The sequence below is a fragment of the Candidatus Eremiobacteraceae bacterium genome, from assembly GCA_035710745.1.
GTDB lineage: Bacteria > Vulcanimicrobiota > Vulcanimicrobiia > Eremiobacterales > Eremiobacteraceae > JANWLL01.
In genome coordinates this window covers 118,907-141,040 of the sequence record DASTCX010000004.1, presented here as the reverse complement: position 1 = coordinate 141,040, position 22,134 = coordinate 118,907, and the positions used below count along the sequence as shown (strand labels likewise).

Below are 22,134 nucleotides of genomic sequence, written 5' to 3'. Positions count from 1 at the left end.
CGCGTTTCTTGTCCGGTTAGAACACGATCATCCTTACGTGCTCGGCCAGCCGAACGCGCCGAGGCTTGAGCGCATATCTTTAAGAACGCGTGAAGCGGTGATTAAGGCGTCGATCGTCGATATTGCCTCGTCCGTCCCACCGCTAGCGCGTCAAAAGGGCAAGCGACGCGGCGACGTAGAACGCGCCCACGGAATGACCGACCCGCAGACTGCGCGGCCGTCGAAGGTGCTCGTCGTCGACGACGAAGTCGCCATCCTTCAGACGCTGCGGTACAACCTCGAGAAGAACGGCTACGTCGTCTGCGTCGCAGGCGACGGACGCCAAGCGCTGAGCGTCGTCGAGATCGAAAAGCCAGATCTCATCCTTCTCGATATCATGCTGCCGTCGCTGGACGGCATCGAAGTCTGCCGCGAGATCCGCCGGCGATCGAACGTGCCGATCCTCATGCTCACAGCCAAAGGCCAAGAGATCGACAAAGTGCTCGGCCTTGAGATCGGCGCGGACGACTACATCACGAAGCCGTTCTCCATCCACGAAGTCATCGCACGCATCCGCGCACACTTGCGCCGCGCGAACGCCGCGATCCATCACGAACATCCGCCCGTCCTCTCCGGCGGCGACGTCAAGCTCGACGTCGGAAGCCAGAGCGTCACGAAGCGAGGCGCCGCGATCGATCTCGCGCCGAAAGAGTTCGGCGTGCTCCAGGTGCTGCTCGAGAACAAAGGCCGCGTCGTCACGCGGCAGGCGTTGCTCGATCGCGTCTGGGGATTCGATTTCTACGGTGACCAGCAGACCGTGAACGTCCACATCCGGTGGCTGCGCGAGAAGATCGAAGACGATCCGAACGACCCGAAGTGGATCCACACGATCCGCAGCCGGGGGTACGTCTTCCGCGACTGAAACAGTGGACTACGTCATCTTGACCATCGGCGCGTTCCTGGCGGCGGCGGGCCTCGCGGCGCTCGTGGCCGCGCGTCGCTCGCCGCTCGCGAAACAAGAGGCGGCGCCGGCCGTCGAGTCGCCGCGACCGCCGAGCGAATCGTCGCGCCGCATGGCCGCACTGCTCGAAGCGTTGCCGGCCGGCGTCATCATCGTCGCGCCGGACGGCCGCATCGCCGCGGTCAACGCGTCGGCCGCATCGATGTTCGGCATCGCGCCCGAGCGCGCGATCGGACGCGCGCTCATCGAGAGCGTCCGGTCGTACGAGCTCGACCGGCGAGTCACCGCGGCGCTCGCCGACGGGATCGAGGAATCGTCCGAGCTGACATTCATCGCGGCGACGGAAAGGCGGCTGCACGTCTCGACGCGCGCCGTCAACCGGGGCGACGGGAAACGCGAAGCGCTCGTCGTCGCAGTCGACCGTACGCGCGTGATCGAGCTCGAGACGATGCGCCGCGATTTCGTGTCGAACGTCTCGCACGAGCTTCGCAGCCCGCTCACCGCCATCAAGATCATGACCGAAACGCTGCAAGACGGCGCGGATCCGGCCGCATCGAAGGAGTTCCTCGAGAACATCGCGCGCGAGACGGATCGCATGATCGCGCTCGTCGAAGATCTGCTCGACCTCGCGCGGCTCGAGAGCGGGCGGCTCGACCTCCGTTTCGATTCGGTCGACCTTTCGGCGCTCGTGCGCGACGCGGTGCGCAGCCAATCGACCAGGGCGTCGAAGCTCGGGATCAGGCTCGACGCGGTGACGCCGTCCGACGGCACCGCGATCGCGGGCGACCGCGATATGCTGACGCAAGTCGTCGTCAACCTGCTCGACAACGCGCTGCGCAACACTCCCGCCGGTGGCGCGGTCACGGCTCGCGTCTCCTCGAATGGTTCGGGCGTCGCCGTCGACGTGGAGGACACCGGGATCGGCATCGCATCGGACGCGCTCCCCCACGTCTTCGAACGCTTCTACGTCGTCGACCGGTCGCGAGCGAAATCGAAGGGCGGCACCGGGCTCGGCCTTGCGATCGTCAAGCACATCGTGGAGGCGCACGGTGGATCCGTCGAAGCGCAAAGCGAGCTCGGCCGCGGATCGCTGTTCAGGTGCTCGTTCGGGCCTGCCGCGAGGCGCTAGGTTTACAAAGCGCGCTCGAACGCATATAATGACGAAGTATTTTTGACGGAGGTCGTACGGCTTCGTGGGTCGTGAGAATTTTCATAGGATACTGAACGAGACGCAGCAAGACGTCTTGCGCATGGGCAGTCTCGTCGAGGAGGCCATCAACCGCGCGGTCGACGCGCTCGGGCGGTCGGATATCGCATTGGCCGACGACATCCTCCGTTTCGACGACATCATCGACGACCTCAATGTCCGCATCGAGACGAACTGCCTCAACCTGCTCGCGCTCCAGCAGCCGATGGCTTCCGACCTCCGCACGATCGCCGCGATGCTCGACATCGTCATCGACCTCGAGCGCATCGGCGACCACGCATGCGACATCGCGCAGATAACGAAGTCGCTCGCCGAAGAGCCGCCGCTCAAACCGCTCATCGACATCCCTCGGATGGCAGCGAAGGCGCGCGAGATGCTTCGCGAGTCGCTCGACGCGTTCGCGAACCACGACGCCGCGATAGCGCACCTCGTGCCGCAAAAGGACGACGAAGTCGACCGCCTCTACCGCGCCGTCTTCAAAGAGCTCATCGAGTTCATGGCGCACGACCCGAAGGCGATCAGCCGCGGTAGCAATCTCATCTTGGTCGCGCTCTACCTCGAACGCATCGCCGACCACGCCACGAACATCTGCGAGCGCGTCGTCTATATGGTCGAAGGCGTCCCGAAAAAACTGAAGCGCTCCGTCGTGGAGATAAATCGAGCCGTCGCGCACTCGGACACTTTACTTAATCCTTCTTAAGTAAACCTTAATCTTGGGTTGATACGGGACCGATAGGCTTGGTCTCAGTGCCGTGGTCTCGGGCCGCGCCCGCTACCTCATGCCGTCCCAACAGGAGTGAACGTTGAAAAGCATCCACCGGGCTGCAGCCGTCGCGCTCGCATGCGCAGTGCTCGGGACCGGGTCCCTCGCGCTTGCCGACACCCAGATCGTCGGCGCCGGGTCGACCTTCGACAACCCGTTCTTCTCGCGCGCTTTCTTCCAATATAAGAGCGACCACCCGGACATCACGGTAAACTACCAGTCGATCGGGTCCGGCGGCGGCATCCAGCAGTTCACCGCCCGCACGGTCGACTTCGGAGCCAGCGACGTGCCGCTCAACCCGACCGAGATGAAGGCCGCCAAAGACGCGAATGGCGCCGTCGTCGAATTCCCGGTCACCCTCGGTGGGGTCGCGATCGCCTACAACGTGACCGGCGCACCCGCCCACCTGCACCTCTCGTCGAGCGTCCTCGCGAGCATTTTCCTCGGGAAGATCAGCGTCTGGAACGATCCGGCGATCACGTCGCTCAACCCGGGCGCGAACATCCCGAACCTGCCGATCATCGTCGTTCACCGTGCGGATTCGAGCGGAACGACGTACATCTTCACCGACTACCTGAGCCGCATCAGCTCGCAATGGAAGAGCCAGATCGGCACGTCGAAGTCCGTGAGTTGGCCCGCACCATCCTCGGTCGGCATGAAGGGCAACGAAGGCGTCGCCGGTCAGATCCAAAACACGCCGGGCTCGATCGGTTATATCGAGCTCGCGTACGCGCTCGAGAACGACATCCCTTACGCGGCGCTGCAGAACCAGGACGGCAAGTTCGTCGTTCCGACGCTCGACAGCGTCCGCGCCGCCGCGGCGCAAAAGCCGAACGTCAACTCGGACGACTTCTCGATCGTGAATCAGCCCGGCGCCGACAGCTATCCGATCTGCGGCTATTCGTGGGTCATGCTCTGGCGCAACCAGGGAGATCCCGACCGTGGCAAGCAGCTCGTCGACCTCTTCAAGTGGGTCGTGACGTCGGGACAAGCGTACGCGGTGAACGTCAAGTACGTCGCGTTACCCGACAACGTCCAAGCGCTGGCGGAAAAAGCGCTCGCGACGATCCATTCTTGACGAACTGACTCCCGGAGGCGGGGCGGCCTCGGGCGAGAAAACTGGGTCCCGCAACGCCTCGACTCTTCCGGACGAAGTCGCAGTCGCCGAGCGAGCTCGGCAGAGAAATTGATGTCGCAAGACAGCGCCGATCTCGTTTCGTTCAGGATGGCACGCCGCGTCGAGACGAGCGAGCGCGCGGGGTCGCACCTCGCCGACCGCATCTTCTCCGGACTGCTCCTCGGCTCGGCGTGGATCATCCTGATCGTCGTGTGCGGTCTGCTCGCGGTGCTCGTGAAAGCGTCGTGGCCGGCCGTGACGACGATCGGATTCAAGGCGGCGACGCTCGCATGGAGCCCGAGCGACAATCAGTACGGCGTCCTCTCCTTTGCGTTCGGCACCGTCGTCACGTCGATCATCGCGCTCGCGCTTGCCGGTCCGATGGGGATCGCCGTCGCGCTCTTCCTATCCGAGCTCGCGCCTAAACGTCTGGCCGGGCCTGTATCGATGCTCGTCGAGTTGCTCGCAGCCGTGCCGAGCGTCGTTTACGGCCTATGGGGACTTTTCGTGCTCGCGCCGGTCATGCGCACCGTCATCCAGCCGGCCCTCGGGAAGTGGCTCGGTTTCCTTCCGTTATTCCAAGGGCCGCCGCTCGGGATCGGCATGCTCACTGGCGGCGTCCTCCTTTCTATCATGATCCTGCCGACGGTCGCGGCGATCGCGCGCGACGTCTTCGCGGCGGTGCCGAACGATCAGCGTGAAGCAATGCTCGCGCTCGGCGCGACGCGCTGGGAGATGTTGACGAAGGCGGTGCTCCCCTACGCGCGTCAGGGCGTCATCGGCGCTCTCGTGCTCGCGCTCGGCCGAGCGATGGGCGAGGCGATGGCGGTCGTCATGGTCATCGGCAACACGCCCGCGGTCAGCGCCTCGCTCTTCAGGCCTGCATACACGATGGCGAGCGTGCTGGCGAACGAGTTCACCGAAGCGACCGGCCAGACGTATGTGGCGATGCTCATCGAGATCGGCCTGCTGCTGTTCGGCATGAGCATCGTCGTCAACGTCATCGCTCGAGCGCTCGTGTGGAGCGTGTCGCCGAAAGGCACGCGCGTCGTATGAACAGACTCGCCGTCCGTAACGCGTGGAGCGCGTTCATGATCTTCGTCGCGGCGGCGTGCGCCGGCATCGCCGCGCTCCTGCTCGCGATCATCGTCTTGTACGTGCTGAGCAAAGGAGCGGGAGCGCTTCGTCCGACCTTCTTCACGCAGATCCCGCGGCCCGTCGGCATCCCCGGCGGCGGCGTTGCGAACGCGATCCTCGGCTCCGTGGAGATCATCGCACTAGCATCCCTTGCGGCCGTGCCGATAGGGACCGCAGCCGGCGTCTATCTCGCGCTTTTCGGTCGCGGCCGCGTCGCCGCGAGCGTGCGCTTCCTCAGCGACGTGCTCACGGGCGTACCGTCGATCGCGATCGGCGTCTTCGCGTATGCGCTCGTCGTCCTGCCCGCGCGCCAGTTCTCCGCCGTCTCCGCATCGGTCGCGCTCGGCATCATCATGCTGCCGATCATCGTGCGCACGACGGAAGAAGCGGTACGGCTCGTGCCGCATACGATCCGCGAAGGTGCGCTCGCGCTCGGCATCCCGGCATGGAAGGCGACCCTGCTCGTCACGGTTCCGGTCGCGCGGCCGGGCATCATCACGGGCGTGCTGCTCGCGATCGCGCGTGTCGCCGGGGAATCGGCGCCGCTGCTCTTCACCGCATTCGGCAATCCGCAGTGGAGCGTCGGCCTCACGCACCCGATCGCCGCTCTCCCGCTCGTCATCTTCCAATACGCGATCTCGCCGTACAAGGATTGGCAGCAGACCGCGTGGGGCGGCGCGCTCGTCCTCATCGCGCTCGTCTTCGCGCTCAACCTCGCCGCGCGCGTCGCGTTCCGGAGCCGCCTTGCTCGATAAGACGGCGACGAAGCGATGAAGCAAGAACTGCGGACGGATCGCCTCAGCGCGTTCTACGGCAGCCACTGCGCGATCCACGACGTCACGATGACGTTCCGCCCGAAGTCGATCACCGCGCTCATCGGTCCGTCGGGATGCGGCAAGTCGACCCTGTTGCGCTGCCTGAACCGCATGCACGAAGTCATCGCGAACACATCGGTCAAAGGCCATGTGATGCTCGACGGGTCGAACGTCTACGACCCGGGCGTCGACACGACGAGTCTGCGGCGGCGGGTCGGCATGGTCTTCCAAAGGCCGAACCCGTTCCCGACGATGTCGATCGCCGACAACGTGCTCGCGGGCGTGCGGCTGGCGGGCGGCGTCTCCGATCGCGGCGCGCTCGCCGAGATAGCCGAGCGCAGCCTCCGCCGCGCCGCGTTGTGGGATGAGGTGAAAGACATCCTCCACCGCCCGGGCACCTCGCTTTCCGGCGGCCAGCAGCAACGTCTCTGCATCGCGCGCGCGCTCGCCGTCGAACCGGAAGTCCTACTCATGGACGAGCCCGCGTCGGCGCTCGATCCGATCTCGACGATGAAGATCGAGGATCTCATGCGCGAGATCAAAACCGACTTCACCATCGTCATCGTCACGCACAACATGCAGCAAGCGGCGCGCGTCTCCGACTTCACAGGCTTCATGCTCGCCGGCGAAGCCGCACCCGGCGAACTGATCGAGTTCGACGTCTCCTCGAAGATATTCACGACGCCCCAGGACAAACGCACGGAAGATTACATCACCGGCCGTTTCGGCTAGGAGATACGTCATGAAGGCAGCTCGGATAGCCGCCCTTGGGTTCCTCGTCGTTCTCGCAGCGTGCACCGGTCAGCCGAGCGGTCAGAACGGCTCGCCGGCGACCACCGGGGCATCGATGACGCTCGTCGGCGCGGGGTCGACGTTCGTGTATCCGTTCTTCTCGCGCGCTTTCGACGCATATCAAAAAGCGAATCCGGGCGTGACCATCAACTATCAATCGATCGGGTCCGGCGGCGGCATCCAACAGTTCACCGCGCACACGGTCGACTTCGGCGCGACCGACGTTCCGATGAGCGCGAAGGACCTGTCCGCCCTGGAAGGCGGTCGTAAGTCGATCGTCGAGATCCCGGTCGCGCTCGGCGGCGTCGCCATCGCGTACGACGTTCCCGGCGTCTCGTCCGGTCTCGTCCTCTCGCCGGACGTGCTCGCGTCGATCTATCTCGGCACGGTGAAGACGTGGAACGATCCCCGCATCGCTAAGCTCAACCCGTCCGCGAAGCTTCCGAGCCTGCCGATCCTCGTCGTCCATCGGGCCGACGCGAGCGGTACGACGTACATCTTCACCGACTACTTGAGCGCGGTGAGCGCCGGGTGGAAGACGAGCGTCGGGAAGTCGAAGACGATATCGTGGCCGACGGCAGCGTCGTCGGTCGGCATGAAAGGCAACGAAGGCGTCGCAGGCCAGATCAAAAACACGCCCGGCGCGATCGGCTACGTCGAGCTCGCCTACGCGCTCGAGACGCAGATGACGTATGCTTCGATCGTCAACGCAAGCGGCGCAGCGGTCGCGCCGTCGATCGCGTCGGTCCGCGCTGCCGCCACGACGAAGCCCGCGGTCGACTCTTCCGACTTCTCGATCGTCAACGCATCGGGCAAAGGCGCGTATCCGATCGCCGGCTACACGTGGGCGCTGCTCTACAAGCACTACCCGGACCCGGCGAAACAAGGCGCGCTGTGCTCGCTCTTCCACTGGATCGAGACCGACGGCCAAAAACTCGCGACGGGAATCGACTACGTCGACATTCCGACGGCGGTGAGCGAACGCGCGAATACCGCCATCGGCCCCTGCACGACATTGTAGACCGACAAGGGGCGGCGAGCGAACGGGGCAAAGCCGCCCGCGATGCCATCCGTCTCGGAGCGTCTGTTCGCCGCGTGCTGCAAACTTTGCGCCGCGATCGTCGCCCTGATGCCCATCGTCGTCATCGGCTTGCTCGTGTGGGCAGCAATAACGTTGACGTTCGAATCGAACGGACGGGTCGAATTCTCCGGCTGGATCGCGGTCGCGGCGTCGACGATCGTCGTGAGCATCGTCGCCGCATCGGTCGGCAGCGCGCTTGGGGCGGGCGCGGCGTTCGCTGCTGAAGAGCTCGCCTCGACTTCGGTGCGCCGGACGATCGAAGGCGCGATCGGCTTCTTCGGCGCTATCCCGTCGGTCGCGTTCGGCTGGCTCGCTGCGACGATCATCGTACCGGCGGCAGCGGCGCATCCGATCGGCTTCGTGACTCCCTACGCCGTGGCGGCCGCCATCCTCGCGGTGATGACGGCGCCGACCGCATGCGCGCTCGTCATGCGAGGCCTTCGACGCGTGCCCAATTCCGTCCGATTCGCGTCAGCCGCCGCCGGTGCGACGAAACTGCAGACGGCGACGCTCGTCGTCGTTCCGGCTCTTCGCCGGCGGATCGCCATCGCCGGACTGGCGGCGTTCGCTCGCTCGATCGGAGAGGCGACCGCGATGCAGGTGCTCTTCGTCGCGCTCTCACATGCGGGCGTCCGCGCGGTGCCGACTGCTGCCGCGACCGTCTTCTCGAGGCTCGCGCTCGGGCCGCCCGCCGCTGATCCATCCTATTATGTAGCGGCGCTCGTCTTGCTCTGCATCGCAGCGGCCTGCGTGCTCGCCGTCGGACGCGAAGTAGGCGGACCCCAATGGGCATGAGCGCCGCACGTGCGAGGCGAGATAGGAGCGGACGCGCATTCGCATCCCTCGTCCAAGGCATCGCGATATGGCTGAGCGGCACGCTCGCCGTCGCGCTCGCCGCCGCGTTCATCGCCGTTCTCGCCGTCGAGGGCTGGCAAGGATTGAAAGCCGCATCGGCCTCGCCCGTCGGCTTCGACCTCACGCGCTCGCTCATCGGAAGCGGGTACATCCTCGGCATCGCGCTGCCGCTCGTCATCGTGCCTGCATTTCTCGCCGCCGCCGCCGGCTACGACGTGGAACTCGGCGGGCCGACGACGCGCTGGTTGACGACATCGCTGCGCGTCGGACCGATGACGCCCGCGATCGCGATCGGCGCGGCGGCGCTTTGGTTCGGCGTCCGCGGCGGACAGATGCCGACGTTTTCGGGGCAAGGCATCGTGATCGCAGCCATCGCGCTCGCCGCGCTGAACCTCCCGATGCTGACGCGGCGGATCCTCGCAGGGGTGCGGGAGGTTCCGGACCGCTTCAGGCTTGCGGCGATCGCCGCCGGAGCCGCTCCGCACACAGCGTTCCTCAACGTCATCATGCCGCGAGCCGTACCGACGATCGCCGGAGCTTTGCTCGCCACCGCCGGCAGGATGTTCGGCGAGACGACGATCGTCGTGACAGTCCTCAACTATGCAGGGACGCCGCTGGCTCCGGTCACGCTCGATCTCTGGCGCCGCTTGACGGCGCCGGAAACAGGCCCTGGCGCCGGCGCGCCGGTCGCGACCGAGACGTTGCTTCTCGTGACGATCATCGTCGCGTTCCGTTTTGCCGCACGGTTGCTGCAGGGCCGGCGTAGAAGCGGAGCGGCGAGATGACGCCCGACCACCCCACAAGCGTCGAGACCAAGCTCGAAGTCCGCGATCTGCACGTCTGGTTCGACAAGCGCCACGCGGTACGCGGCATCAGCCTCGACGTCGCCGATCGCAAGACCGTCGCTCTCATCGGCGCGACCGGGTCGGGGCGCTCGGCTATCTTGCGCGCCCTCAACCGTCTTCACGATCTCGATCCGTCGGCACGCGTTGAAGGCAGCGTGAAGATCGACGGCGCGGAGGTTCTCGGGTCGACGACCGACGTGCCGGCGCTCCGCCGCCGGATGGGGATGATATTCGGCGAGCCCGCGACCCTGCCGCTGACGGCGTACGAGAATGTTGTCTTCGGCTTGCGCGCCAAAGGCGTGAGCGAAGAGCGCACGCTCGACGGGGCGGCCGAACGCGCGCTCCGACAAGTGATGCTCTGGGACTCGCTGCAGAAGCAGCTCCACGAGGACGCGCTCTCGCTGCCGCTCGATTGGCAGCAGCGGATCTGCATCGCGCGCGCGCTCGCAGTCGGTCCTGAGGTTCTCCTCTTCGACGATCCGGCTGCGAAACTCGACCCGGTCGCCTCGCAGCAGCTGGACGATGTCATCTTCCGGCTGCGTCGCGACTTCACGATCCTCATCGCGACGAACGACTTGCACCAAGCGGCGCGCTTGTCGGATCTTACCTTCTACATGGTGAACGGCGAGATCGCCGAATCCGGCGAGACGCTCGCCATCTTCAACCGTCCGACAGATTCGCGGACGGAAGACTTTCTCGCAGGGAGGGCTTGGTCGTGAAGACGGAGCCGGCACCGTCGCGGCTCGGGCCGATGCGCGACGACGGGATGCGTTACTACGATTCGGCGCTCGACGTCGTCGGCAACACGCCGCTCGTAAAGCTGCGCCGCGTCACCGATGGCGCAAGCTGTCTCGTGCTCGCGAAGGTCGAGTACGTCAATCCGGCAGGCTCGGTGAAAGACAGGCCCGCGCTCGAGATGGTCCGCGAGGCTGAAGAGCGGGGTCAGCTCAAACCGGGCGGCACGATCGTCGAGGCCACCTCGGGCAACACGGGCACGGGCCTTGCGATGGTGGCCGCGATCAAAGGCTACCGCTGCATCCTCGTCATGCCCGACAAAGTGAGCGAGGAGAAGATCCGCTTGCTGCGCGCCTACGGCGCCGAAGTCGTCATCACGCCGACGAAGGTCCCGGCGAGCAGCCCCGAGTCGTATTACGGCGTTTCGGCAAAACTCGCGAGCGAGATCCCCGGTGCGTTTCAGCCGAACCAGTTCGCGAATCCCACCAACCCCGCAGCGCACGAGAAGACCACAGGCCCTGAGATCTGGGAGCAGACCGCCGGCAAGATCACGCACTACGTGAGCGGCATCGGGACCGGTGGAACGATCTCCGGCGTCGCGCACTACTTGCGGAAGCGCAAGCCCGATATCATCGTCGTCGGCGCAGATCCGGAGGGTTCGATCTATTCGGGCGATACGGCGAAATCGTACAAGGTCGAAGGGATCGGCGAAGACTTCTTGCCCGCGACCGTCGATCTGAAGGCCATCGATCGGATCGAGCGCGTTTCGGACAAGGACTCGTTCTTGATGGCGCGCCGCATCTGCCGCGAGGAAGGTCTGCTCGTCGGCGGATCGTCGGGTACGGCATGCGTCGCGGCGATGCGCGTCGCGCGGGAACTACCGTCCGATGCCGTCATGGTCGTGCTGCTCCCCGACAACGGCCGTGGCTATATGTCGAAGATCTTCAACGACGAGTGGATGCGTGCCAACGGATTCCTCGGAGAAGGCGGCCACCGGGCGACCGTCGGCCAAGTGCTGCGGACGAAAGGCGCCGTGCCGACGATGATCACCGTCGCGCCGACCGACGCCGTCAAGCGGGCGGTCGAGCTCATGCGCGAGTTCCAGATATCGCAGATACCCGTCGTCGACGGCGGCGAACTCGTCGGCAGCGTCAACGAAGTGGCGGTCATGCAGCTCATCTACGACCGCTCCGACATCGTCCATGCCGAGGTCCGCGAAGTCATGGGCCAGCCGTTCCCGGTTCTCGGGGACGACGCCGAAGTCGAACAGGCGTACAAGGCGCTCTCGCTCGGCCACTCGGCCGTCGTCGTCGCAGCGGGCGGCACGCCCGTCGGCGTTCTCACGAAGATGGACATCATCACCTACCTCTCCGGAAATTAGGCTGCGCAAATGGATTTCGCGACCAAGGCTATCCACGTCGGACAAGAAGCCGAGCCCATCACCGGCGCGACGATCGTGCCGATCTTCCAGACCTCGACGTACACTCAAGCGGCGCCCGGCGTCCACAAAGGCTTCGACTACTCGCGGACGATCAACCCGACCCGCGTCGCGCTTGAAGCCTGCCTCGCGTCGCTCGAGAACGCGCGCTTCGGGTCGAGCTTCGCGAGCGGCATGGCCGCGACGTCCGCCGTCATGAATCTGTTGTCGTCGGGCGACCATGCGGTCGTCACCGACGATCTCTACGGCGGCACGTTCAGGCTCTTCGATAAGGTCTTCGCGCGCTACGGCCTGACGTTCACGTACGTCGACGCGTCCGATCCGCTCAACATCCAACGAGCCATGCAGCCGTCGACACGGATGGTCTGGCTCGAGTCGCCGACGAACCCGCTGCTCAAGCTGGCCGACATCGCGGAGATCGCGGCGATCGCCCGCGCGCACGGCGCGCTCACGGCGGTCGACAACACGTTCGCGACGCCCTATCTTCAAAATCCGCTCGACCTCGGCGCCGATATCGTCGTCCACTCGACGACGAAATATATCGGCGGCCATTCGGACGCCGTCGGCGGATTCGCCGCCTGCAACGACAAGGCGATCCACGACGTCATCAAGTTCCACCAGAACGCGGTCGGCGGAGTGCCGGGCCCGTTCGATTGCTTCCTGACGCTGCGCGGTGCCAAGACCTTGGCGATCCGGATGCGCGAGCACGAGCACAACGCGCGTGCGCTCGTCGCTTACCTCGACGGCCACGAAGACGTCGAGCGGCTGTACTATCCTGGGCTCGTGTCGCACCCCCAGCACGATCTTGCCAAGCGCCAGATGCGCGGCTTCGGCGGAATGGTCTCGTTCGTGCTGCGCGGCGGATCCCAGCGCGCCCATGCGTTCGCTTCGAAGACGAAGGTGTTCTCGCTCGCTGAAAGCCTCGGCGGCGTCGAGTCGCTCATCTGCCATCCCGCGAGCATGACGCACGGCTCGATTCCGAAAGAGGTCCGCGACGAGCGCGGCGTCACCGAAGGGTTGTTGCGGCTATCGGTCGGCATCGAATCGCAGGCGGATATAATCGGCGACGTCGAACAGGCGATCAACGCGTCGCGAACCCTCGCCGCTATCTGACGCGATCTATAGGGGAGCGGTCGAGATTTATCTCGACCGCCGCGGCCCTTCTCCGTACGTATTTGTAGTAGGCCGAGCGAAGCTCGGCTGGGAGCGGTCGAGATTTATCTCGACCGCCGCGGCCATGCCATACAGAACGCCGCCCCGCGAGGATGTCGCTCTCGCGGGCACGCGGCGAATCGGGAAATATTTACCTGTTCGCCGCTGTCTTCGATGGCTTTCGCCATCTCAGAACGCCCGCTTAGAGCGACATCCACGCGTGGCGGCTACGCGCCAACCGAGCCTCATGATACGCGCTGTATGTCTTTGAGTAGGATCGGACCTCGCGAACCGGCGAGCTTAGGCGAACGAGTTCAAATTGCGCACCGCGCTCGCGCATCAGGCGTCGAAAACGAGAGACTTTCTTCTTGCCCCATAAGCCGACGTAATGTTGGTCCGCGGTGCCATCGTAAAGAAGTGCGTGGCCGCCGAATTCCGATGCCAGCTCCGCGTAGCTAAAGAAGCGGAGGATGAACGGCTCGAGGCCGTCGCAAAAGGTCTTGCCTTCCAACGTGTATTCATAAAGCTTGTGTGAGGCCGTCAGAGCGATCGGCCGATCGCGCGCGCTTCGCGGGCGACCGCGTCGGCGATCTTCTCGAGGTTGGTGTCGTCGATGTGGCGCGCGAAGCCGGCGACCCAGACGACGGCAGCCAATCTGCCATCCTGTGCGACGACGGCTGAGGCCGCTGCACGCATGCCGTCGACGTACTCGTCGACGTCGAGCGCCGCACCGCGCCGCTCCGCTTCGTCCACAGCGCGTGAGTAAGCGCTCCGGTCGATGACCGACTGCGGTGTGAATCGAGGAAGCTCGGTATGCGCGATGAATCGAGCGCGCCGCCGCGGTTCCCAAGCTGCCAAAACCGCCTTGCCGACGGCGCCCGCGAGCAGCGGGATCGAGGATCCAACCGGCGCCGAGACCGCCATCGCCGGGCGGCCATGCACGAGATCGAGGATCGTCACGCTGTCAGTGCCGACGAGGCCGAGGAATGTGGTCTGCTCCGTCTCGGCCGCAAGCCGCTCGAGGTGGGGCCGCGCCGCCGAGCGGACGTCTTGACGCGCGACCGAGCGCATAGCCAGAGCGGTCAGTCCGCGACCGATCCGGTAGCGCTTGGCGCCGTCCGCAGCTTCGATCGCGCCGACGTCGTGGAGCGTCGTCACGAGTCCGTAGACGGTGCTCTTGCCCATGGCTAGACGGCGCGCTAGCTCGGAAACGCCGAGCGGCTCCTGCGATTCGCTCAGGATATCGAGCAGCCGGAATGCCTTGAGCACGGCGGGCACGGAAGCGTTCGCCCGAGTGCGCCGGCCGTTCTCCAGCGTGAACATGCCGCAAGCCTTGGAGGGCGCGGAAAAGGTAGCCTGCTTGCCCGGCCCGGCACGTGGAATAACCGGCTGCTCATATGCTTTGCCGGAGTCTTGCCACGCGTGATGACGGTACCGGACTGTCGTGCAGAATTGCGGCAAGGGCGCTCTCGGTGCCGTCGCCAAGGTGAGGCCGCTGGCCGGCGATCGCGCCGGCTGCCGCGTATGATGGAGGGTCTTTTTCGAGTGCGATTCGAGGCTGAGGCGAAGCGGGCGCTCGACACGGCGACCGCGCGAGGCGCGGACTATGCGGACGTCCGATTCGGGGCGGTGCACGACGAACACGTCGAGGTCCGCAACGGCGTCGTGTCCGGCTTTGCGGACAGCGAGAGCTTCGGTTTCTCCGTCAGAGTTTTGCGCGGCGGGGCATGGGGCTTCGCATCGAGCGCCGACATCAGCGATGCCGAGATCGACCGCGTCGCGGCGAAAGCCGTCGAAGTCGCCGACGCGAGCGCCAAGGTGAAGGGCCGCGGCATTTCGCTCGCGCCCGCCGGGAAGTTCGTCGACACGTACCGCACGCCGTTCGAGATAGATCCAGCGACGGTGCCGCTCGAGGATCGCGTCCGCTACCTCCTCGACGTCGAAAAGGAAGTTCGCGCAGCGAAAGGCGTGACCGTCGGCAAAGCCTCGATCGACGTGTGGCGCAACGACAAGACGTTCGCGAGCACCGAGGGCAGCCTGATCGAGCAGACGATCCTCCAATGCGGAAGCGCCGTCCACGCGCTCGCCGTCGGCAACGGCGACGCGCAAGATCGCACCTTCCCCGGCACCTGCGGCCTTTACCAGACCGGCGGCTACGAGATCGTCCGCAAAGCGAAGCTGCTCGAAAACGCCCGCCGTATCGGCGAAGAAGCGGTCGCGCTGCTCACCGCAGACCAATGTCCGACGGGCGACATGGACGTCGTGCTCTCGAGCGACCAAGTATCGCTTCAGATCCACGAGTCGATCGGCCACGCGCTCGAGCTCGACCGCGTCATGGGCTGGGAGGCGAACTTCTCCGGAACATCGTTCGCGACGCTCGACAAGCTCGGCACCTTCCGCTACGGCAACGACCTCGTCAACGTCGTCTGCGACATGACGTGTCCGCTCGCGCTCGCGACGCACGGCTACGACGATGAAGGCACGCCGGCGCGGTCGGTGGATCTCATCCGTCACGGCGTCCTCGTCGGCTACATGGCCGGCCGCGACACGGCGCACGTCGCGAACGTGCCGGTCGGCGGCGTCGTCCGCTCCGAGTACTGGGGCCGCTTGCCGATGATCCGCATCGGGAACGTCAACCTCGAGCCCGGAAACGTTCCCGAAGAGCAGCTGATCGGCGACGTCCGCAGCGGCATCTATATGGAAAGCAATCGCTCGTGGTCGATCGACGACAAGCGGCTCAACTTCCAGTTCGGCTGCGAGATCGGATACGAGATCAAGGACGGCAAGAAGACGCGCATGCTGAAGAACCCGACGTACGCGGGGATGACGCCGGCGTTCTGGGGCGCGTGCGACGCGATCGGCGACGCGAAGAGCTGGGTCGCCTGGGGCACGCCGAACTGCGGCAAAGGCGAGCCGATGCAGACGGCGCGGTCGTCGCAGGGCTCGTCGCCGGCTCGCTTCCGCGGTATCCAAGTCGGAGTCGGATATGGCGATTGACACCACGTCCGGTCCGGACGCGATCGCGAGCGTCTTGTCCGGCGTCATCGCGGCATCGAACGTCGACGAGACCGAAGTCATCTTCAGCCGCTCCGAGGCCGCGCTGACGCGTTATACGCGCAACGAGATCCACGAGAACGTCATCGAAGGCGATGCGTCGCTGAGCATCCGAGCGGTGGTGGGCAAACGCGTCGGCGTCGCATCGACGAGCCGTCTGGACGACCGCGCGATCGCCGATACGCTCGCGCGCGCGGCGTCGATCGCCCGCCTGTCGCCCGAGGATCCGATGTTCCCCGGCCTGCCCGAAGGCGGGCCGGAGCCTCGAACGCTCGCCGGCGCATACGATGCCGCGACGGCCTCGGCTTCACCGGACGATCGAGCGGCCGCCGTCGGCCGGATCGCGGCGACGATGCAGCATCATCAGCTCCACGCCGCCGGGTTCGTCGCGAGTCGCTGCGACGCCATCGCGATCGCGAACTCGAAAGGAACTCGCCGGTACTTCGAATCGACCGACGCATCGGTCAACATCAAAGCGATCGGCGACGACTCGTCAGGTTACGCCGAGGGCTTCGCGCGCTCGCTCGAACAGCTCGACTTCGACGCGCTCGCCGCGATCGCTGCGAAGAAAGTGCTCGACGGCCGCGATCCCGAACCGCTCGGCCCAGGCGCCTACACGGTCATCCTCGAGCCGCCGGCGTTTCGCGAGTTCCTCGGTTACCTTTCGTGGGCCGGCTTCGGCGCGCAATCGCTCGACGACGGTTCGTCGTTCCTCGCCGGCCGTATCGGCGACCATGTGATGGGGAAGAACGTCACCATCCGCGACGATTTCGCCCATCCGCTCAGCCCGGGCATTCCGATCGACTTCGAAGGCATGGCCCGGACGAGCGTGCCGATCATCGAGGCGGGCGTCGCAAAAGGGGTCGTCTACGACTCGTACTACGCGCACAAGCTCGGACACGCGAACACCGGGCACGCGCTGCCCGCGCCCAACTCGATCGGACCGCTGCCGCTCAACATCATCGTCGAGCCCGGGTCGTATAGCACCGCCGAGCTCGTCCGCAGCGTCGAACACGGCGTGCTCGTATCGCGCACGTGGTACATCAGGCTCGTCGATCAGAAGAAGATGCTCATAACCGGGATGACGCGCGACGGCGTGTTCCTCATCGAGCACGGCGTCATCACGCGCGGCTTGAAGAACATGCGTTTCAACGAATCGATCATCGAAGCGCTTGGGCGATGCGAGCTGGCCAGCGAGCTGGTCCGATCCGAGAACATGGTATTGCCGGCAGTCCGCATCGACGGCTTTCACTTCACGAGCGCGACGACGTTCTGATCCGCGTCGCGTCATATGGCGCGGCAAAAAATCATCCGAAATCGTTTAAGCTCTAGATATCTGGGTACGCAGATTCTTGACCGTCCCAGGTAAATCGTTGGGGAAGCAAACGATTTCTGATGCGTATTTCTGCGTTCTGCGCTACGTCATTCGTCATTCTCGCCATGGTGGCGAGCGGCTGCTCGCATGTTAGCGGCGTAGTCCCGACCTCGGTTCGTGAGCCGCAGATGAACGCGCTGCGCGGCAAGACGGTTCCGACTCACGTCCTCACGTGGCTCATCCTCGATGCGCCAGGCGGCCCGAGCCTCGATCCGACGAAAGTGGTCGCGTGGGTCGACTACACGATGACGAAGCAATCGACATCGCAGATCGCCCACGCCCTCGGCATGAAGACGATCTTGTACACCGATCCTAACCGGACCGGCCAAGGCGATCTCATGCACACGAACGACGAGGCGACATACGCGCACGACTGCAGCGGCAAACGCATCCAAGTGATCGGCAAGAACAAGCAGCTCATGAACGTCTACTCGTCGCACCTGTGGAACCTGTGGCCGAAAGCCGTCAACACGATGATCGGTTGGGACGGCGGCGGCGTCTACGACTACATCTTCGAAGACACGGCCGACTCGGTCGTGGGAGTGAAGTTGAGCGCGATGCCGTGCAACTTCGATCAGACGCGCTGGACGAACGAGACGAACGACCTCGACAGCAACCTCGGATATCCGATCATCTACAACGGACTCGCCCACGTGCCACCCGGAACCGCGAGCCCGGCGCCGGCGATCGGGCTGAATCCGACGGCGAACGGCGGGATGGGCGAGGACTGCTACGTCGGGCGGACGCCGACCGGATACCACTTCGCGCCGAATTGGTTGGCGATGGAGAACACCGAGCTGAGGATGCAGGCCCAAGGCAGGGTGTTCGTCTGTCACGGCGACGCGTACGTGCAAGCATCGTCGAACGACGCGCTGCGCACGTACTTCTACGCTTCGTTCCTGCTTTCGTACGACGTCGCGAGCTCGGTCGTGAACACGGAGTTCCTGACGCCGTCTCAAGTGACCATCATGCCCGAGACGCTGCTCGTGCCAAAGCAGCCGCTCGTGCCGACGCCGTCGAGCATAGACTCGCTCGCGCAGCCCGGCGGCGTGTACGGCAGGGAATATGCGGCCTGCTATCTTGCCGGCGCATCGATCGGTCCGTGCGCCGTCGCGGTGAATCCTAACAGCCCGAAGTCGGGTCCGGCGCTGCCGTTCCCTTGGCCCGGCAAGTACACGCACACGATGACGATGAACGGCGCGGGCGCCTACGACGGTGGAACGATAGGAACGAAGGGATCTGCGCCGCCCGCGAACATGACCGGCGGAACGGCCGTCATCGCGTTTCCTTAGGGAGTCGGAGTAGGAACCGGTTTTCGCGGCTCGCCCGTCGGCAGATAGACGGGGTGCCCGGCGCCGATCTGGAGCGCCGCCGCGACCGCGAGCGCGTCATCGTTGAGGTGCGATGATCTCGCGTCGGTGGGGCAGCTGAGGTCGGGGCTGCGCTGGCCGCGCCACCAGACGAACGTCGACGTGCCGAAGGAAGCGCTCTTCATGCACGGCGCGACTTGAAGTTTCGAAAGCGGCATGCCGAGCATCGCATCTGCGAAGAACTTCGAAGCGATCGCTTTGTCGATCGTCGCGGTGGCGCGCCGCGCGCCCCATACGAACTCGGCGTCGCCTGACCGCTGCAGTACGATCCGATAACCTTGCGCGTTCGTCGACCCGGTGTTGAGGATGACCGCCGCATCCTTCGGAACCGGAAGGTACGGCACGGGTGCGGCCGCCGAGGCCATGGATGCCGCAGCGATCAACGCCGCCGTCGCGAGAAATGCCGTCTTCATATAGGTGAGAACGCTCCTCGCCCGCGCATTCGTTGCGCGCGCAAGAGGCGTTTTTCGCGAGCGCGGGAAAACCTCGCGTCCCTGGCCGAAGTGGCGAAACTGGCAGACGCGCAAGTTTCAGGTACTTGTGTCCGAAAGGACGTGCAGGTTCGAGTCCTGTCTTCGGCAAGAAACGCGTCCCTTTCACCATGCCCCGCGCTGATTTACACGAGGAGTCCGCATGTCTTCCACCCTTGACCGGTCGGCAGTCCAGTCCGAGAAGAACGTCTGGCAGATGGCTCAGGCGCAGCTCGACGACGTCGCGAAGCTCATCGGCCTCGACGCGTCCGTCCATGCGTATCTGCGCGTTCCGAAGCGCGTGCTCAGCGTATCGGTCCCGTGCGAGATGGACGATCACACGCTGCGTGTCTTCGAGGGCTATCGCGTTCAGCACAATATGTCGCGCGGACCGGCGAAGGGCGGCATCCGGTTCCACCCGGACGTGTCGCTCGATGAAGTGAAAGCGCTCGCCATGTGGATGACGTGGAAGTGCTCGCTCGTCAACATCCCGTTCGGCGGCGCGAAGGGCGGCGTCATCTGCGATCCCAAGTCGATGTCGATGCGCGAGCTCGAGAACATGACGCGCCGCTATACGAGCGAGATCTCGATCATCATCGGACCCGAGAAAGACATCCCTGCGCCCGACGTCTATACGACGCCGCAGATCATGGCGTGGATCATGGACACGTATTCCATGCAAAAGGGTTACTCGATACCGGGTGTCGTCACGGGCAAACCGATCGCGATCGGCGGTTCGCTCGGCCGTGACAAGGCGACGGCGAGAGGATGTCTCGTCGTAGCCAACGAGGCGATGGCGGAGATCGGGCGCAACATCAACGGAGCGACCGCTTCGATCCAGGGCTTTGGCAATGCCGGCATGCACGCGGCCGAACTCTTCGCCGAAGCCGGCTACAAGATCGTCGCCGTCTCCGACAGCCGCGGCGGCGTCGCCAATCCGAAGGGGCTCGACGTCGGCAAGCTCGTCGCGTTCAAGCAAGAGACCGGCAGCGTGTCGGGTTTTTCCGGCGGCGACAAGATGTCGAACAAGGACGTTCTCGAGGTCGAGTGCGACGTGCTCGTGCCTGCGGCGCTCGAGAAAGTCATCACCGCGGAGAACGCGCCACGCATCCGCGCGAAGATCATCGCCGAAGCGGCGAACGGGCCGACGCTTCCCGAAGCCGACGACATCCTCTTCGACCGCGGCATCATGGTGCTGCCCGACATCCTCGCGAACGCCGGCGGCGTGACGGTCTCGTACTTCGAGTGGGTGCAAGACCTGCAAGAAGACTTCTGGGATGAGGACAAAGTCAACGAGCGCCTCAAACGCAAGATGACCAAAGCGTTTCGCGAGACGCTCGAGCAGTCGAAAAAGCACAAGGTCCACATGCGGCGCGCCGCCTACGTCGTCGCGGTCAGCCGCGTCGCGGAAGCGACGAAGCTGCGCGGCGTCTATCCGTAAGCGCTAAAAGCGGCGAGCGTCTCTTCGTAGACCGCGAGGTCGGTCTCGGAGAAGAGCACGAACGTGACGCGCTCGAGATCCGAGCCGCTTCGCAGATGCACGACGGCCGCGTCGATCGCTATCGGCGCGGCTTGCCATATCGGGTAGCCGTACGCACCGGTGCCAAGGGATGGAAACGAGATCGACTTCGCGCCAAGCGACCCGGCGAGTTTCAGACTCGTCTCGTACGCGGACCGCAGCAGCCGCGCATCGGACGCAGCGCCGCGATAGATCGGCGCGACCGCGTGGATGACGTGACGTGCGGGAAGCGCGCCGGCGCCGGTCGCGACCGCGCCGCCCGTCGGGCATCCGCCGATCGTTCGACACTCGGCCATGATGGACGGGCCGCCCGCTCGGTGGATCGCGCCGTCGACGCCGCCGCCGCCTAACAAAGCGCTGTTCGCCGCGTTGACGATCGCATCGGCTGCGATCTTCGTGATGTCCCCGCGAACGAGCACGAGTTCGGCGCGACCGATCCGCATATCCGGCCCATTCGACCCGAGTAGGGAAACACATCGGGCGGCGGCAAACTCTCACGCCCCCTGAAACGGAGGACCTGATCTTGGCCAGCAATCCAAGCATCGGCGTCGTCGGCGTGGGCCGGATGGGCGCGAATATCGCTCGCCGGTTGAAAGACGTCGGCTACCCGATCGCAGCGGTCTACGATATCCAGCCGGACTTGGCGCGCTCGATCGCGGCCGAGCTCGGTGCTCAGGCGTCTCCGACGCTCGCCGGCGTCACATCGGCATCGGATGTCGTCATCACGGTCGTGACCGACGACGCGGCGATGCGCCGCATCTACGCGCAAAGCGGCGATAGCCTTCTGCAAAGTGCCGGCGGCAAGTTCTTCATCAACTGCGCGACGATCACGCCGGACGTGCACGTCGAGGTCGAAAAGCTCGTCGAGGCCGCGGGCGGACGAAGCCTCGAGGCATGTATGGCGAGCTCGATCCCACAAGCTCGCGACGGTACGCTCTACCTCATGATTGGCGGTCGCAAGGATGCGTTCGAACAGGCGCGTCCGATGCTCGAGCGCATGAGCAAGTCGCTTAGCTACGTTGGCGCCAGCGGTGAAGCGGCGAAGGTGAAAGCGCTCGTCAACATGGTCATGAACATCAACACCGCAGGTCTCGCCGAAGGCCTTGGACTCGGCGATGCGCTCGGGCTCGATCTCGACATGCTGCGCGAGATATTCGCGCAGACCGGCGCGAACTCGCGCGTGCTCGAGACGGACGGCGCCGACATGCAGAACAGGGAACACGATTGCTATTTCTCGGCGGCGCACGCCGCGAAGGACTCGGGCATCGCGCTTGAGCTCGCGCGGTCGGCCGGTCTCGACCTGCCGCTCGCCGCCGCCACGAAGGGCCAGTTCGATGCGATGATCGGCCAAGGGCTCGGCGAGCTCGACAAGTCCGGCGTCGCAGAACTGACGTTCAAATCCAGGCACGCTCCGACGCTCGCGCGCGCCTGATCGCACCCCGCTGCACGCTGATCGAAAGGATCGACCA

At 65.1% G+C, this 22,134-nt stretch carries 22 protein-coding genes and 1 tRNA gene; 19 read left to right on the top strand and 4 right to left on the bottom strand.

The window, feature by feature from the left end; translation table 11 throughout:
* The first annotated feature begins 193 nt into the window (after positions 1-193).
* The 13 genes from VFO25_01725 to VFO25_01665 all read left to right on the top strand — a co-directional run bounded on the left by VFO25_01725 (position 194) and on the right by VFO25_01665 (position 12,838).
* Positions 194-901 carry a response regulator transcription factor gene (locus tag VFO25_01725; GenBank protein ID HET9341619.1) on the top strand — a complete coding sequence of 236 codons (708 nt, stop codon included), beginning with the start codon at positions 194-196 and terminating at the stop codon, positions 899-901.
* Between the two features lie 4 nt (positions 902-905).
* The gene (locus VFO25_01720; protein HET9341618.1) at positions 906-2,069 is read left to right on the top strand and encodes an ATP-binding protein; all 1,164 of its coding nucleotides are present in this window, start codon (positions 906-908) and stop codon (positions 2,067-2,069) included.
* 64 nt (positions 2,070-2,133) lie between these two features.
* Complete coding sequence (gene phoU, locus VFO25_01715) at positions 2,134-2,847, top strand: phosphate signaling complex protein PhoU (protein HET9341617.1); 714 nt, start codon at positions 2,134-2,136, stop codon at positions 2,845-2,847.
* Positions 2,848-2,950: 103 nt separating this feature from the next.
* On the top strand, positions 2,951-3,988 hold the full coding sequence (gene pstS, locus VFO25_01710) for a phosphate ABC transporter substrate-binding protein PstS (protein HET9341616.1): 1,038 nt from the start codon (positions 2,951-2,953) through the stop codon (positions 3,986-3,988).
* 111 nt (positions 3,989-4,099) lie between these two features.
* Complete coding sequence (pstC, locus tag VFO25_01705; GenBank protein ID HET9341615.1) at positions 4,100-5,083, top strand: phosphate ABC transporter permease subunit PstC; 984 nt, start codon at positions 4,100-4,102, stop codon at positions 5,081-5,083.
* Positions 5,080-5,919, top strand: a complete 840-nt coding sequence (gene pstA, locus VFO25_01700) for a phosphate ABC transporter permease PstA (GenBank protein ID HET9341614.1) — start codon at positions 5,080-5,082, stop codon at positions 5,917-5,919. Before pstC ends, pstA begins: the two co-directional genes overlap by 4 nt.
* A gap of 15 nt (positions 5,920-5,934) precedes the next feature.
* Entirely contained in the window at positions 5,935-6,711 is a 777-nt protein-coding gene (pstB, locus tag VFO25_01695) for a phosphate ABC transporter ATP-binding protein PstB (protein ID HET9341613.1), read from the top strand.
* Between the two features lie 10 nt (positions 6,712-6,721).
* Entirely contained in the window at positions 6,722-7,792 is a 1,071-nt protein-coding gene (gene pstS / locus VFO25_01690) for a phosphate ABC transporter substrate-binding protein PstS (protein ID HET9341612.1), read from the top strand.
* Positions 7,793-7,834: 42 nt separating this feature from the next.
* Positions 7,835-8,647: a hypothetical protein gene (locus VFO25_01685; protein HET9341611.1), complete on the top strand. Its 813-nt coding sequence runs from the start codon at positions 7,835-7,837 to the stop codon at positions 8,645-8,647.
* Positions 8,644-9,492, top strand: a complete 849-nt coding sequence (locus VFO25_01680; GenBank protein HET9341610.1) for an ABC transporter permease subunit — start codon at positions 8,644-8,646, stop codon at positions 9,490-9,492. The genes VFO25_01685 and VFO25_01680 overlap by 4 nt, the downstream gene beginning before the upstream one ends.
* On the top strand, positions 9,489-10,271 hold the full coding sequence (locus VFO25_01675; GenBank protein ID HET9341609.1) for an ATP-binding cassette domain-containing protein: 783 nt from the start codon (positions 9,489-9,491) through the stop codon (positions 10,269-10,271). The genes VFO25_01680 and VFO25_01675 overlap by 4 nt, the downstream gene beginning before the upstream one ends.
* A complete protein-coding gene (locus VFO25_01670) occupies positions 10,268-11,668 on the top strand; it encodes a cystathionine beta-synthase (protein ID HET9341608.1) in 1,401 nt (466 codons plus the stop codon). Before VFO25_01675 ends, VFO25_01670 begins: the two co-directional genes overlap by 4 nt.
* Before the next feature lie 9 nt (positions 11,669-11,677).
* A complete protein-coding gene (locus VFO25_01665; GenBank protein HET9341607.1) occupies positions 11,678-12,838 on the top strand; it encodes a cystathionine gamma-synthase in 1,161 nt (386 codons plus the stop codon).
* Positions 12,839-13,079: 241 nt separating this feature from the next.
* Here VFO25_01665 and VFO25_01660 read toward each other — a convergent pair whose 3' ends face one another.
* Together VFO25_01660 and VFO25_01655 are read right to left on the bottom strand one after the other, a co-directional pair.
* Positions 13,080-13,388: a hypothetical protein gene (locus VFO25_01660; protein HET9341606.1), complete on the bottom strand. Its 309-nt coding sequence runs from the start codon at positions 13,386-13,388 to the stop codon at positions 13,080-13,082.
* 29 nt (positions 13,389-13,417) lie between these two features.
* Positions 13,418-14,200, bottom strand: a complete 783-nt coding sequence (locus VFO25_01655; GenBank protein HET9341605.1) for an IclR family transcriptional regulator — start codon at positions 14,198-14,200, stop codon at positions 13,418-13,420.
* A gap of 222 nt (positions 14,201-14,422) precedes the next feature.
* Here VFO25_01655 and VFO25_01650 point away from each other — a divergent pair, with 222 nt between their 5' ends.
* From VFO25_01650 to VFO25_01640, 3 genes are all read left to right on the top strand, one after another.
* Entirely contained in the window at positions 14,423-15,874 is a 1,452-nt protein-coding gene (locus tag VFO25_01650; protein ID HET9341604.1) for a TldD/PmbA family protein, read from the top strand.
* Positions 15,864-17,207, top strand: a complete 1,344-nt coding sequence (locus VFO25_01645; protein ID HET9341603.1) for a TldD/PmbA family protein — start codon at positions 15,864-15,866, stop codon at positions 17,205-17,207. The genes VFO25_01650 and VFO25_01645 overlap by 11 nt, the downstream gene beginning before the upstream one ends.
* A 227-nt stretch (positions 17,208-17,434) precedes the next feature.
* Positions 17,435-18,598, top strand: a complete 1,164-nt coding sequence (locus VFO25_01640; protein HET9341602.1) for a hypothetical protein — start codon at positions 17,435-17,437, stop codon at positions 18,596-18,598.
* Here the strand turns inward: VFO25_01640 and VFO25_01635 are convergent.
* Positions 18,595-19,089 (bottom strand): hypothetical protein, encoded by a 495-nt coding sequence (locus VFO25_01635; GenBank protein ID HET9341601.1) that lies wholly within the window; start codon positions 19,087-19,089, stop codon positions 18,595-18,597. The genes VFO25_01640 and VFO25_01635 overlap by 4 nt on opposite strands.
* An 84-nt stretch (positions 19,090-19,173) precedes the next feature.
* Here VFO25_01635 and VFO25_01630 point away from each other — a divergent pair.
* Together VFO25_01630 and VFO25_01625 are read left to right on the top strand one after the other, a co-directional pair.
* Positions 19,174-19,257 (top strand) — tRNA-Leu (locus VFO25_01630).
* A 52-nt stretch (positions 19,258-19,309) separates the two neighbouring features.
* Positions 19,310-20,587 carry a Glu/Leu/Phe/Val dehydrogenase gene (locus VFO25_01625; protein ID HET9341600.1) on the top strand — a complete coding sequence of 426 codons (1,278 nt, stop codon included), beginning with the start codon at positions 19,310-19,312 and terminating at the stop codon, positions 20,585-20,587.
* On the opposite strand, the gene VFO25_01620 is transcribed toward VFO25_01625, so the two are convergent.
* Positions 20,578-21,108 (bottom strand): O-acetyl-ADP-ribose deacetylase, encoded by a 531-nt coding sequence (locus VFO25_01620; protein HET9341599.1) that lies wholly within the window; start codon positions 21,106-21,108, stop codon positions 20,578-20,580. The two genes, VFO25_01625 and VFO25_01620, sit on opposite strands and share 10 nt — an antisense overlap.
* 80 nt (positions 21,109-21,188) lie before the next feature.
* Between VFO25_01620 and VFO25_01615 the strand changes: the two genes are divergently transcribed.
* A complete protein-coding gene (locus tag VFO25_01615) occupies positions 21,189-22,097 on the top strand; it encodes an NAD(P)-dependent oxidoreductase (protein HET9341598.1) in 909 nt (302 codons plus the stop codon).
* Positions 22,098-22,134 lie beyond the last annotated feature (37 nt).

What these genes read in the sequence shown, in the direction of transcription:
- VFO25_01725 (HET9341619.1), top strand. Translation starts at nt 194, where the DNA reads ATGACCGACCCGCAGACTGCGCGGCCGTCGAAGGTGCTCGTCGTCGAC.
- pstC (HET9341615.1), top strand. Translation starts at nt 4,100, where the DNA reads ATGTCGCAAGACAGCGCCGATCTCGTTTCGTTCAGGATGGCACGCCGC.
- pstA (HET9341614.1), top strand. Translation starts at nt 5,080, where the DNA reads ATGAACAGACTCGCCGTCCGTAACGCGTGGAGCGCGTTCATGATCTTC.
- pstB (HET9341613.1), top strand. Translation starts at nt 5,935, where the DNA reads ATGAAGCAAGAACTGCGGACGGATCGCCTCAGCGCGTTCTACGGCAGC.
- pstS (HET9341612.1), top strand. Translation starts at nt 6,722, where the DNA reads ATGAAGGCAGCTCGGATAGCCGCCCTTGGGTTCCTCGTCGTTCTCGCA.
- VFO25_01685 (HET9341611.1), top strand. Translation starts at nt 7,835, where the DNA reads ATGCCATCCGTCTCGGAGCGTCTGTTCGCCGCGTGCTGCAAACTTTGC.
- VFO25_01680 (HET9341610.1), top strand. Translation starts at nt 8,644, where the DNA reads ATGAGCGCCGCACGTGCGAGGCGAGATAGGAGCGGACGCGCATTCGCA.
- VFO25_01675 (HET9341609.1), top strand. Translation starts at nt 9,489, where the DNA reads ATGACGCCCGACCACCCCACAAGCGTCGAGACCAAGCTCGAAGTCCGC.
- VFO25_01665 (HET9341607.1), top strand. Translation starts at nt 11,678, where the DNA reads ATGGATTTCGCGACCAAGGCTATCCACGTCGGACAAGAAGCCGAGCCC.
- VFO25_01655 (HET9341605.1), bottom strand. Translation starts at nt 14,200, where the DNA reads ATGTTCACGCTGGAGAACGGCCGGCGCACTCGGGCGAACGCTTCCGTG.
- VFO25_01645 (HET9341603.1), top strand. Translation starts at nt 15,864, where the DNA reads ATGGCGATTGACACCACGTCCGGTCCGGACGCGATCGCGAGCGTCTTG.
- VFO25_01640 (HET9341602.1), top strand. Translation starts at nt 17,435, where the DNA reads ATGAACGCGCTGCGCGGCAAGACGGTTCCGACTCACGTCCTCACGTGG.
- VFO25_01635 (HET9341601.1), bottom strand. Translation starts at nt 19,089, where the DNA reads ATGAAGACGGCATTTCTCGCGACGGCGGCGTTGATCGCTGCGGCATCC.
- VFO25_01625 (HET9341600.1), top strand. Translation starts at nt 19,310, where the DNA reads ATGTCTTCCACCCTTGACCGGTCGGCAGTCCAGTCCGAGAAGAACGTC.
- VFO25_01620 (HET9341599.1), bottom strand. Translation starts at nt 21,108, where the DNA reads ATGCGGATCGGTCGCGCCGAACTCGTGCTCGTTCGCGGGGACATCACG.